At 35.7% G+C, this 12558-nt stretch carries 11 protein-coding genes; 4 read left to right on the plus strand and 7 right to left on the minus strand.

Annotated features, from left to right (window positions below; all coding sequences use genetic code 11):
* Positions 1–5: 5 nt before the first annotated feature.
* The 5 genes from BM121_RS04500 to BM121_RS04520 form a co-directional block, all read right to left on the minus strand.
* The gene (locus BM121_RS04500) at positions 6–1274 is read right to left on the minus strand and encodes a nickel pincer cofactor-dependent isomerase, group 22 (RefSeq protein WP_091481735.1); all 1269 of its coding nucleotides are present in this window, start codon (positions 1272–1274) and stop codon (positions 6–8) included.
* Between the two features lie 132 nt (positions 1275–1406).
* Positions 1407–2330: an AEC family transporter gene (locus BM121_RS04505; protein ID WP_091481738.1), complete on the minus strand. Its 924-nt coding sequence runs from the start codon at positions 2328–2330 to the stop codon at positions 1407–1409.
* A gap of 325 nt (positions 2331–2655) precedes the next feature.
* Positions 2656–3732 carry a Gfo/Idh/MocA family protein gene (locus BM121_RS04510; protein ID WP_091481740.1) on the minus strand — a complete coding sequence of 359 codons (1077 nt, stop codon included), beginning with the start codon at positions 3730–3732 and terminating at the stop codon, positions 2656–2658.
* Positions 3733–3892: 160 nt separating this feature from the next.
* The gene (locus tag BM121_RS04515; protein ID WP_091481743.1) at positions 3893–4912 is read right to left on the minus strand and encodes a Gfo/Idh/MocA family protein; all 1020 of its coding nucleotides are present in this window, start codon (positions 4910–4912) and stop codon (positions 3893–3895) included.
* Between the two features lie 34 nt (positions 4913–4946).
* Entirely contained in the window at positions 4947–6107 is a 1161-nt protein-coding gene (locus tag BM121_RS04520; RefSeq protein ID WP_091481746.1) for a Gfo/Idh/MocA family protein, read from the minus strand.
* A 1004-nt stretch (positions 6108–7111) separates the two neighbouring features.
* On the opposite strand from BM121_RS04520, the gene BM121_RS04525 reads away from it, so the two are divergent.
* Positions 7112–8290, plus strand: a complete 1179-nt coding sequence (locus BM121_RS04525) for an ROK family transcriptional regulator (RefSeq protein WP_091481748.1) — start codon at positions 7112–7114, stop codon at positions 8288–8290.
* A 324-nt stretch (positions 8291–8614) separates the two neighbouring features.
* On the opposite strand, the gene BM121_RS04530 is transcribed toward BM121_RS04525, so the two are convergent.
* Complete coding sequence (locus BM121_RS04530; RefSeq protein ID WP_091481751.1) at positions 8615–9475, minus strand: alpha/beta fold hydrolase; 861 nt, start codon at positions 9473–9475, stop codon at positions 8615–8617.
* A gap of 227 nt (positions 9476–9702) precedes the next feature.
* On the opposite strand from BM121_RS04530, the gene BM121_RS04535 reads away from it, so the two are divergent.
* From BM121_RS04535 to BM121_RS04545, 3 genes are all read left to right on the plus strand, one after another.
* Positions 9703–10287 carry a CGNR zinc finger domain-containing protein gene (locus tag BM121_RS04535; protein WP_091481754.1) on the plus strand — a complete coding sequence of 195 codons (585 nt, stop codon included), beginning with the start codon at positions 9703–9705 and terminating at the stop codon, positions 10285–10287.
* A gap of 549 nt (positions 10288–10836) precedes the next feature.
* Positions 10837–11436 (plus strand): TetR/AcrR family transcriptional regulator, encoded by a 600-nt coding sequence (locus BM121_RS04540; RefSeq protein WP_091481756.1) that lies wholly within the window; start codon positions 10837–10839, stop codon positions 11434–11436.
* Between the two features lie 52 nt (positions 11437–11488).
* The gene (locus BM121_RS04545; protein WP_091481759.1) at positions 11489–11776 is read left to right on the plus strand and encodes a DUF3817 domain-containing protein; all 288 of its coding nucleotides are present in this window, start codon (positions 11489–11491) and stop codon (positions 11774–11776) included.
* Positions 11777–11797: 21 nt separating this feature from the next.
* Here BM121_RS04545 and BM121_RS04550 read toward each other — a convergent pair whose 3' ends face one another.
* Positions 11798–12370, minus strand: a complete 573-nt coding sequence (locus BM121_RS04550; RefSeq protein WP_091481761.1) for a TetR/AcrR family transcriptional regulator — start codon at positions 12368–12370, stop codon at positions 11798–11800.
* Between the last annotated feature and the right edge of the window lie 188 nt (positions 12371–12558).

Below are 12558 nucleotides of genomic sequence, written 5' to 3' on the forward strand. Positions count from 1 at the left end.
CTGTTTTATTTTAGATTTCCTTCATGATCAAATTCAAAATCATATAAGTCTGACAATTTCTCAAGACTTTCATGTTTTTCTACATCTTCAAGCATATTTTCCGAAACTTCGATCTCACCAATTTCCAATGTATTTTTAATTCGAACCACTCTAGCTTTGGTAAAGTCCAAAATATTACATGTTTTGATTGCAGCTTGAATGGCTGTTTTTTCGTTAGGCATTGCTGTTGATATATGTGTTGGACCCACAACTGTAGAAGTTAAACCATTAGCATAGGTTGCTTCACGATTCATTTTGTCTACCAGTTTTTGTGTAGTGAAATCTGCTGTACCGACACCATTGGCATTGCCTTCTGTTTCCTCCGTTAGATCTAATACCACCATTTTAGATACATTCGGTCCACCATAGGCATATGGTGTTGGATAGCGTCCAGTGATATTCGGATCCATTCCATCTCCACTGATGTTTTTACCAATTTCATCGATTACCAACACGTCGATCTGTTCAAAGAATAGCTTCGGTAACGATTTCTTGGAAAGTTTTTGCAGCTCTGGTTCACGTTCTTCAATTTCTTCCGGTAATAATACTTCTAATGTTGCGACTTTATCAAACGCATTTTCTACCGTTGCTACCGTAAAAAGAATGGGCATTTTATCAATGATAATTTTTCCCATTGCTGGTACGTGCTCTGCCATATGTTTAAAACCTAATTGATGACAAGCTTCTGCACCTTTTTGCTTCCCTAAACCAATACTAATCATTTTCATAATGCCACTTTCGACAGGACCACGAAATGCAGTATGTGGCTTCACACGATTAAGGACAACGATTCCATCTGCTTCTGAAGCAAGCTTATCAATATAGATCGGTAATCCATTTTCTAACTCATCAATTTTAATTACTTCCATTGATGAACGTATTTCTGCTCCAACTACATCTTCTTTAACACCAAGATGCTCAAGTACTGCTTTTTGTCCTGGACCTGTTGCACCGCCATGACTGCCCATACAAGGAACGATAAATGGCTTAGCACCATGCTCTTTAAGGAAATCTATCGTTACTTTCGTTGTTTCAACAAGACGGTCAAGCCCACGACTACCAACTGCAACAGCCACTTCCATTCCTGGTTTGATCTGATTCTCTATTCCTTTTTGATTTAATTGCTGATTCAACACTGAGCCTAAATCAGCAATTTGTTGATCATCGAAATATTGTTTCGCTTTCATCATTTTAGGAATCGGAATATCTTGCACTAATTCATGTAAAATCCCCATTGAATTCACTCCTTTAAAATTAGTAATGATACCGCTTAACTAATTTATTGCGTATAGTATATCATTAATTTGTTTAGTGGACAAATTAATGTTTTTACCTGTTAAACAAAAACCTGTGTTGCTTTAAACTGCCTAAAATAATAGTTGAGCAATGTAGACGGTTCCTGTCACCGTAAGCATACTCGCTATAGTTGAAAATAATACTGTTTGTGCTGCTAAATCTGGATGACTTTTGTATTCTTCTGCAATGACAGCACTATTAACGGAAGTAGGCATCGCTGAAGCAATCAATAATGCTTGCGCCATGGTACCGTCCAGTTGAAAAAGACTAATAATAATAAATGCTACAATCGGCCCGCCAATTAGACGTAAGGTAATACTAGCATAAACTGTATATAACCCTCTTTTGAATTTCATTCGAGCGACCTGTGCACCTAAAGTAATCAACGCAAACGCTATCATTGCATCAGCTATGTAATTAGCTGATACCCAAATTGGTTCAGGAATTGAAATATTCCATGCATTTAACAAGATACCTGAAAGCATGGCATATAATACCGGCATTTTAAAATAACCTAAAGCTGCCTTCCACTTTCCATCTTTAGCTGCCCTCAGAGAAAAAATGCCATAAGAAAAAAGAAAAATGTTTTGTAAGGTTAATACAATAACTTGAATGGACATAGCATACGGATCACCGCGAAACACTAAATCATTTACCGGTACACCGTAATTGCCTGAATTAAAAAACATCACACTGTTGGCAAATGTCGTCTTCTTTCCACCTTTAATTCCCATTATCTTGGAAGTAATTATCGCTGCTAAATAGAGCAAAAAAACCAGTAAAAGAAAAAATCCTAGCACATGTGCGAATAGCTGTAGACTAAAAGTTGATTCATACAATCTTACAAAAATAAAACCTGGAACGACAAAATAAATATTTAATTTGGCTAATGTCGCTATATCCAATGTAAACTTAAGATGTAAACAAAACCCAATCGCTAATAAAATAAAAATAGGGAGAATTACATCTTTAAAGATGACGAGAAACTCTGTCAAATGCTCACTCCCCTTTATCAAGGTGCTAATTGTCCGTAAAACCTACACTGGTGGAAGTTTTACTTTATAACAACGTTGTTATTTTAATTTTATCACATAATTCTTAAAAAAGGAATATTGTTTTCTTAAGAAAAATCGACGCTTACTAAGAGAATTGCCGAGCGTCTGTGTAACACGCACGGGGGGATCTATATTACAAACAGTTTTCAGTTTTTGTTCAAATATAGGAATCTGATTAAGCTGACGGTGCTAATCGTTCCACTGATGGAGTTTTCACTTTATCATAGGAAAAATGCTGCCTATTAACGAAGGCAGCATCTTTTGATCACTTGGTAACGTCTATCGCTTTTTCCTGGGCTTTCAAGCATAGTTCGGCAGCTTTAAATGCGTGTTTTTGTGTCATCGCATGCTCGGTACGATGGATACAATCTTTAATCAGTTCGCCAAAGAACGGGAAGCCTACTTTGCCATTCAAGTCATAATGTTTTTCCCCTTCTTGATTGACAAGATAAAGCTGATTGCCACCTTTATCTGTTGCTAAATCAACATATTTCCGGATCTCTATTGTTCCTTCCGTTCCAACAATAAACATCCTTCCATCTCCCCATGTACTTAAACCGTCTGGTGTAAACCAATCGACACGAAAAAATTGAGTTGCACCATTATCTCCTCGTAATGTCGCATCCCCATAATCATCCAGTTCAGGATGGTCTGGGTTATCATAATTTCCAATTTTACTGTGCATTACTTCTGCATCTTCACATCCAGCATAAAATAAAAATTGCTCGATTTGATGACTGCCAATATCACACAATATCCCGCCATATTTTTCTTTTTCAAAAAACCAATCTGGTCGACTTGGTGCATTCAGGCGATGTGGGCCAAATCCTGTTACTTGAATAACTCTGCCTATTGCACCTTGTTCAATTAATTGACCCGCAAAAACTGCACTTTCCACGTGTAGGCGTTCACTGAAATAAACCATATATTTCTGCCCTGTTTCTTCTACTACCTTTTTCGTTTCTTTTAATTGTTCGGGTGTTGTGAATGGTGTTTTGTCTGTGAAATAATCTTTCCCTGCTCTCATGACTCGATTCCCTAAAGCACTTCTTTCCGATGGGATCGCCGCTGCTGCTACAAGCTTCACTTCCTGATCGCCTAACACTTGTTCTAAAGACTCTGCCTGTTTAGCCTGCGGAAATTTTTTTAGAAAGTTGTCCACCTTTTTTTGATCCGGATCATAGACCCACTTTAAAGTAGCACCTGCTTCTAGCAATCCATTACATTGACCAAAGATATGTCCATGGTCTAACCCTGCAGCCGCAAAGACAAATTCCCCTTCTTTGACAACAGGATTCGGTTTACCCTCTGGTGCGTAATTCATACCATCTGCTTTACTCATCTTCTAACACTCCTTACATCTAATAATCTATTAACCATTGTAAGTGTTTTCAATTGATTTTCCTATTAAAACCAATTAGAAAAACCTGTTTTTTTAATCTAAATAGGAACAGATCCGTATGTAACCTCCTATTCTAGTCATTTAACTTTCTTCTATATTATTACCTTTGATCATGATACAGCTTCATTTTCATCGTTTGTTTTGCATCTGATGATTCACGTATTAGATGAATCATTTCCATCGAAACTTGCGCATCTTTAGCATGAATATACTCATTACCATCCCGTTTCACTTCCTGATAAAATTGATCAATTAATTTCGCATGACTGGCCCCATAATAAAACTTCGAACCTGGTAACTTCTGGTCTTCTATCAGTTTCACTTTCTTTCCAGTTTCATTAGCAATCGTTAATATACTGTCTTTTATCGTTAATTTTGCTGTTTCTAACATAACCTGAAATTCAACAGAAGAGTTCTGTGCATTGGAAATAGTAGCAAAGAAGAGACCTGTTGCCCCATTTTGATATTTAATATGAGCGGTTGCCGTATCCTCGACATCATAGCCGTAATCTAGTAAACGATCGACAGAACCACGAATACTATAAATTTCGCCTCCAAACCATTGCAAAAAATCTAATGTATGGATTGATTGATTAATCATGACACCACCACCGGCTGTTTCCATCGAACCACGCCATGGCTTCGCATCGTAATACGATTTAGGACGATGCCATGTGACAATTCCTTTCACCCCTTTTACTTCTCCATAGTTACCTTTGGAAATTATGGATGCTAATTCTTCAACTGTTTCATTCAGCCGGTTTTGCAGACTGACACAAATTTTCACTTCAGGGTGTTGTTCTTCCAGCTCAACAATGGCGTGGCTATCTGTTAAATCATGTGCAAGTGGTTTCTCTAACATAACATGGACGCCGTTTTCCACTGCTGCTTTTGTTGCTGGATAATGTAAATAATGCGGTAAGCAGATATGAACGCAGTCAAGAACCACTTCATCTAACATCACTTGATAATCCTTGTAAAACGGCACTTCTTTAAAACTACTTTGCAGTGATGTGTCGATATCACAAACTGCTACTAATTCAGCATGTGAATTTTCATTAATCGCAGCTTTATGAATCTTTGAAATATCACCAAGTCCTATTATACCAACACGTAGCACAATAACGCCCCCTTTTCATTAAGAAGAAAATTAGTTATGTTTGAATGTTTTGTCTGATTTCTTGTTCTCTTCGTTTGTTCAATTCTTCTACATACAGATTTTCATCAATTGGCAGGGATATTTCTTTATTTAACCAACTTGATAAGTGCATAGCGTTTGCCAGTTCCACACCATTAATCCCATCACTGCCTGATGCAATCAATGGTGTACCGTCTAAAATATTGGCAGCAAAGTTTTCTAATACTGCTCGGTGCTGCCCACCCCAAACACTATCAAACTCTAAAACTTCTTCTTGATAGATGGCTCCAGATCCTTCACCCTTTAATAATTTTGATACTTCTTGCATCGACATCGTGTCGCTCATTTCTTTTTCTGGTTTATTTAAGCGTTTAATCGTTACTTTTTTACTGTCATCGACAACAATTTTCCCTTTGTCACCGTAAATTTCCAAACGGTCAGTTCCCAATACATCATGGGTACAGGTAATGAATACCCCTGTTGCGCCATTACCATAATCCAATATCGTTGTTACATCATCTTCTACGGGGATATTTCGCTGATAGCCGTATTGTGCTTTCGTGTAGACTTTTTTCGGCATGCCGCAGATCCATTGCAGTAAATCAATCTGGTGTGGTGCCTGGTTTACTAACACACCGCCACCTTCCCCATCCCAAGTCGCTCTCCAGGAACCTGCATCATAATAACCTTGGGGGCGCCACCAGGACGTAATAATCCAGTTTGTTCTTCTAATATTACCAATTTCTTGATGATCAATGATTTCTTTTACTTTTTGATAAAGTAGATTGGTACGCTGATTAAACATAATTGCATAGGTTAGATCAGGTTTGTTGTTGGCGAATTCATTGATCTCCTTTACTTGTTTGGTATACACACCTGCAGGTTTTTCAAGTAAAGCATGAACATCGCGATCAAGTGCTTCGATCCCCATTTCCGGATGTAAGTAGTGCGGTACACATGTTACAATCGCATCAACGTCTCCACTTGCTAACATGTCAATATAATCTTGATAAAAAGGTACATCAGGGAATTCTTGGTCTGCCCATTTTTTCTTTTCGGGATCGATATCACATATTGCTCCGATCTCTATATTGCTTATACGACCTTCTTTGATCATATTTCCGTAAGCCCCACCTTGCTGACCTAAACCAATAATCCCTAGCCTCACTTTTGCCATTGCTCATCACTCCTTATATATATTTCAAGGTATTTTGCCATTTTTGTTGCTATTCTCACGTTGTCATATTCACTCAATAAATAAAACGCTTCCATATAAGTGAATTACATTCGCTGTGTAATGTAATCGTCCCATTTTATTGTATGGCAAGCGCTAGTATAATTAAATAGCTAATATTGTTCTATTTTGAATTGTTTTTGACTGAGAATGTACTTAAGGACCTGAATATCCCCAATAAAAATAAGATGAGTTCAAATTTACGATCATTGCTAATGAAACAAATTGTCTATCTGATAAGAAAAACCAGGATAATGTACTCTAACCAAGTTAGAAATGATGCAATGTTTTTATCTGCTACGGCAACCGCTTCGGCTGACCGTTTCACTTTCCGGGGGCATGCTCTTCAGCTAACTTTGAAAAGAAAAACGCTTTTCAAAGTGGATCTTCAGATCACGCTAATTCCCCAGGAGTCGAAACGGTCGGCCTGCGCTATTGTTATGTTCTAGAACTTATTATATAGCATCATTTTTGCGTTTACTGCATCATGTAGAACCCTATTTTCTATCGCTATAACAAGCCAACATATTAGCTGTCACCATAGGTGTAGAGCCTATCTTAAAGCGTAGGAAAAATGCGAAGACTCACAGCGCGAGAATGCATGAGCTGAAGATCCATTTTTTTAAATAAAATTCATTTTATTTAAAAAAATTAGCTGAAGCCATGCCCGCGGAAAGCGAAGCATTTTTCCGGAGCTGTGCCCAGCACTCATACATTTCAAAACACTCTTTATTTATGTCGCTTCTATAAGACAAAACGCTGTTATACCAAGGATTTTATACTTTCTTTAATTATAAAGGAAAGAATCCAAGATTTTTTGCAAGAACTAAAGTAATATTTATCCGATTGATTTTAAGTAAGTGCTTTCATTTTTGGTATTATTTGTTATAATATAAATAACATTAGTTTGTTTTCCAAACAAATAAAGAAAATATGGGGGTTAGCAGATGATTACGGGTGATGGAGCCTATATCAAAAAAATTAATCGCAGTTATATATTAACGGAAATATTTGAACATCATAAAATTTCTCGTGCAGACCTTTCGAAAATCACAGGTTTAAACAAAGCAACTGTGTCTGTTCAAGTAAATGATTTATTAGACGAAACATTAATTTATGAAACACAAGAAGAACATAATACGGTAGGCAGACGGCCAATCCTATTATCCATTAATGAAAAAGTAGCTTATTTCTTAGGAATCGATCTCGATCGTGAATATATCCTATTTAATATTACGGACTTAAAGGGGAATACCGTGAATTATGAAAAGGTCGACTTACAGACGGATGTCTATGAAGAAGTTGTTAAGGTAATTGCAGAACACATTAAGAAATATCAACTAGAATATGCTGATGCTCGATATGGATTAGTACATAGCATGATCGCCATTCATGGTACTGTCTCGACTGATCATACTATTCATTTCATTCCACGTTATCAATGGCGTGATAAAGACCTTCTAGGTGATCTAAAAAAATTAGGAATAGATAATATCTCTGTTGAAAACAATGCAAATCTCTCGGCCTATGCGGAAAAAATATTTAATTACTATAAAAGTGATAATCTGTTAAATATTAATCTCTCTTCTGGCATCGGGGCAGGCATTATGATTAACGGGGAATTGCATAAAGGTTTCCATGGACATGCTGGTGAAATGGGACATATGATTATCTACCCGAAAGGCAAACCATGTCGTTGCGGCAATGAAGGCTGCTGGGAACGTTACGCATCTGAACCAATCTTTTTTGAAAATGCTAATAAACGATTGGATGCAAAGATCGAAAACCATTCAGATATTAAAAGGCTATTAAACAAAGGGAACCAAGAAGTTATGGAAGAATTGAATAACTGGATTGCTGATTTAACGATTGGGTTAAATAATGTAATTAATCTTTATAATCCTGAAATGATCGTTTTAAACAGTCCGATTCTAAAATCTTATCCTCAAGCACTTGAAGAAATGAAGAAACATTTGCTCTCTTCTGTCTCTCAATACCGCGATATCGTCATTTCGGGACTAGGTGCAAAAGCTGGAGTTGTTGGGGCATGTGCGATGGGAATTCAAGATTTTCTTGAACTTCCACGGTTAACACTTTCCAAGACAAACAATTCCATTATCATATAAGAAATGCTTAGTGTGGGTAATCACTTGCCTAAAGTGCTTGTGCCATTACTGCCTCTAAATCCGGCATATAATCTGTTCCAGGAACAATAATTTCTCCATCCAAGAAAGTTGCTTTTAATAAAACTTTGAGCACCTCCGATATATAGCAAAAGACAAGACAAAACCCCACCTTCTTATAAGGTGATCGGTTTTGTCTAGTTCAACAGTGACACCCTATTCTGTGTATGCTTGACTTATGCTATTATATAAACTTTTGATTTAGTAATGCATGTCTTTCTTGTTTTAGTATTACACACTCCACTTAAAGATGAGCAAGTCACCATATTACTTTAAACGATCTTTTAAAAATTGTTTTATCAGATAAGCACTAGTTTCTAACTCTTCTTCTAAAGGAAAATGCCCGGTATTTAATAAATGAACCTCGCAATCATTAAGATCATTTTGGAAAGCTAACGCACCTTTAGGTCCAAAGAACATGTCATTTTTCCCCCATGCAACCAGTGTTGGAGGTTGATAAGTTCTAAAGAACTCTTGCCAATTTGGATACAGTTTAAGATTGTTTCTATAGTCATAATACAAAGCAAGTTGTATTTCGTTATTGCCGGGACGATCCAAAACTAATTGATCCATATTCCATGCATCGGGGCTAATTCGATCAGGATTACGAGTCCCATCTGTATATTGATACTTTGTAAAGTCCACAGATAAAAGGGGTCTTAAATTATTCTTATTTTCCTCAGTAGGATTTTCCCAATAAGTACGTATAGGATCCCAAGCAGACATTAATCCTTCCTCATAAGCATTTCCATTCTGAGTTATAATGGCTTGAATTCGTTCAGGATGTTTGGTTGCCAATCTGAATCCTACTGGGGCACCATAATCATGAACATAGATACTAAATTTCTCTAATTTTAATTTCTCTACAAATTCATTTATCACAAGAGCTAAGCTATCAAAAGTATATTCAAATTCATCCATTCGGGGTTGATCGCTATTCCCAAAACCTGGATAATCAGGCGCGATAATGTGATATTCATCCATCAATTTAGTTATTAAATTTCGATACATATGAGAAGAAGAAGGAAAACCATGAAGCAATAAAATTGTAGGCTTTCTTCTATTACCAGCTTCTCGATAAAAGATATTAATGTTATTAATATTTACTGTTTTGTATTGTACTAACATATTTTCACCTCATATTATTTTTGGAAATCCGTGTAGCAGTCCAACAAAAAATTGAATAGTCCAATTTATATTCCTTAGCACGTTCTCTTTTTAAGTTCCTTCACGCTCACCCCCTATATAACCTTTATTAACTATTTTTACTAGTTATAACAATTATGTTACATCACTTACCCTAACTTGTAAATATGTTTTTTAAAGGTTATAATAATTCTTGAGGTGAAATATTCATGGATAAATTACTATTCGTATTAGGTGGAACTGCATGGATTAATCTAGTAAATACGACATATTACTCCAATAAACAAAAGATTGATATCCTTGTCGATCCATCAAGTACCTTCCGATGGCTAGAGGAAAATAACCTATTACGGGAATCTGACTCTCTGGCTTTAGAAAGCGAGGAATTGCTTGATTCGTTAATAGTCGAGCTCCATTCACTTCGTCACCTTAGCAAAATAATTTTGTCTGATCTAGAACAACTAGGAAAACTCTCTCTTCACACTACGGATCAATTTAAAAGGCTTGTTAAACAGGTGAATGTGAGCCTTACTATTGTTCCAAAGCATGACAAATTAAACTTGGCCTCCGAAGGAATAACAGCTAGAGATCATGTGCTGTACAATATTGTCTACTCAATTATTCACACATTGGATAGTATCTCTATCAACCGTATTAGGAAGTGCGAGCATCAGGAATGCAGTCTCTATTTTGTCGATAAATCAAAATCAGGAAAAAGACGCTGGTGTAGCATGGAGTTGTGCGGAAATCGCAAAAAGGCGGCCGAATTTTATGCAAGGAAAAAGAAAAAGTAGTAATAACAGATCAGGATGCATTTGTTTGTGAGCTTGAACACACGCACCACTTCTATGAAGAGGCAGGCCTCTCGGAGACGCCTGCCTCTTCTTTTATTTTTTTATTTTACGGAATTTTGTCCCATCCTCCTCGAAGAAAAATTCATTCCTTTGTACGCTGATGATGACTTATTGTACAAATCCTAGAGAAGGACACTGTATTTGTTGCTAATTTGTACTTCATTTCCATATTTACAACCGATATTCCCCACTGATACTTTATCTTTTTAGGTCTGACACTGTCCAACCTATACTCTCTTTTAAATAAGTAACAATCCCTGACATATTTCTATTTGTCACTTATAATTTTCAATCATAATCCGATATAATAAATATCATTTATATTTAATTACACAGAGAAACACTAATATTAGATTATTTCAGAGTCTTACTTGCTGTGTGCTACTACTAAGATAAATAAAGTTATTTAAATAGAGAATGATAAAGGATGTTTGTACCCTATTACCTGTTTCACCGCATTCCTAAAATCATAAAAAAGGAGTAACAAAAGTGCCGAATGAAACTTTTTTTAATTTACCAAAGGAAAAAAAACAAAAATTACTAGACGCGCTTCATCGAGAATTTACTAAAGCTCCATTAGCTACAGCTTCGATAGCTAAGATTATTGAATACGCAGAGATCCCTCGGGGTAGCTTCTATCAATATTTTATTGATAAAGATGATGCCTATTTCTATATATTTAATCAACAAACAAGTTTAGCCATGGAAAAGTTTATTTTTATTATTCAAAAGAATAAAGGTAATCTTTTTGATACCTGCGTTGAATTTTACCGACTTATCGTGGAAGAACAGGAGCAATTTACATTTTTTCAAAACGCACTATTAAATATGAATTATAAAATTGAAGAGTCTTTATCAGGTATTTTTGCTAGCAAAGAAAAGCTTGATCATTTTCATCAGGTACAAAAGCAATTAGATTTAGATGCTTTAAAAGTAGATGACGAAGAAGACTTATTTCAATTAATGAAAATGATATCTGCAATTACATTCCATAATATTATCGAAAAATTTTCGAAAGATATTCCATTAGATGATGCTATTAATAATTATCAAACCCAGTTACAATTCATTAAACATGGTGTGTTGTAGCAAGATATTTGCTATACTAGTTAAAACTGGCTATAGGAGGATTTAAAGGACATTGAAGGATATTAAACGTTTTCGAATAATCGGTATTATAGAAGGAGCTTCCTTGATCATCTTACTCTTTCTTGCTATGCCTTTAAAATATTGGGCAGGTTTACCAGAAGTAGTCACTGTTGTTGGAAGTATTCATGGTGCTTTGTTTATTGGATACATACTCTTCACCTTATACACCACTTACAAAGTACGCTGGTCTTTTATCTGGTTATTTAGTGCGGTTGCGGTCGCCTTTATTCCATTCGGTAATTTCGTGTTAGACTGGCGTATCCAGGCAAAGTATAGTTAAAGCGAGGATTTGACTTTCGCTTTAACTATATCTTGTTAATTGTAGAATCGTTAATAACTGATTGGACATATATGCAGCACTGTATTTAAAATTTTGGTTAATCCATTCAATTATTAATCCCCAGATTGCATATGCTTGATAGCTAGCAAGTAAATTCAAGTCGATCCCTTCTGGCTCTTGATATTGTTGCACAACTTCCTTCATTAAATCTGTTAATTGCCTACATATTTGATTCTGTAATCCGACAAGTGCATTTGATTTAGCTATAATCGTATAAAAATCAGCGTGATTTTCCACATGGTCAAATATTTTTATGGCAGAGACATTTAAATTATCAACCGATATATTTTCACCTTTTTGATATGGGTTACGATAAGAATCAATTAAATCGACAATAATATCATCTACCATTTCTTCTAATAATTCTTCTTTATATTGATAATGTTTATAAAAAGTACCACGGTTTACGTCAGCTGTCTGAACAATTTCCATCACTGTAATTTGTTGCAGATTTTTCTGTTGTAATAACGACATCAATGCATTCTTTAGTGCTATTTTCGACTTACGAACCCGTCTATCATGGTAATTATCCATCAACAATTTCCCTCCTTTTGTTTATTTATTCTCAAATAGTCTACAAATAATTGAAAAGTGTACAGTAATGAACAAATCCACTTCGATTGATGATTGTTTTCAGTGTATTTTCTATATTATATTGTAAACAGATGTTGATTAACAAACATCTGTTTATTTACAGGTGAGCGTTGACAATAATATGGAGG

This window comes from Gracilibacillus orientalis (assembly GCF_900114645.1).
Classification (GTDB): Bacteria; Bacillota; Bacilli; order Bacillales; family Amphibacillaceae; genus Gracilibacillus; species Gracilibacillus orientalis.

Coding starts and splice junctions, on each gene's coding strand:
- BM121_RS04500 (WP_091481735.1), bottom strand. CDS start 1,274: ATGGGGATTTTACATGAATTAGTGCAAGATATTCCGATTCCTAAAATG.
- BM121_RS04510 (WP_091481740.1), bottom strand. CDS start 3,732: ATGAGTAAAGCAGATGGTATGAATTACGCACCAGAGGGTAAACCGAAT.
- BM121_RS04520 (WP_091481746.1), bottom strand. CDS start 6,107: ATGGCAAAAGTGAGGCTAGGGATTATTGGTTTAGGTCAGCAAGGTGGG.
- BM121_RS04525 (WP_091481748.1), top strand. CDS start 7,112: ATGATTACGGGTGATGGAGCCTATATCAAAAAAATTAATCGCAGTTAT.
- BM121_RS04530 (WP_091481751.1), bottom strand. CDS start 9,475: ATGTTAGTACAATACAAAACAGTAAATATTAATAACATTAATATCTTT.
- BM121_RS04535 (WP_091481754.1), top strand. CDS start 9,703: ATGGATAAATTACTATTCGTATTAGGTGGAACTGCATGGATTAATCTA.
- BM121_RS04550 (WP_091481761.1), bottom strand. CDS start 12,370: ATGGATAATTACCATGATAGACGGGTTCGTAAGTCGAAAATAGCACTA.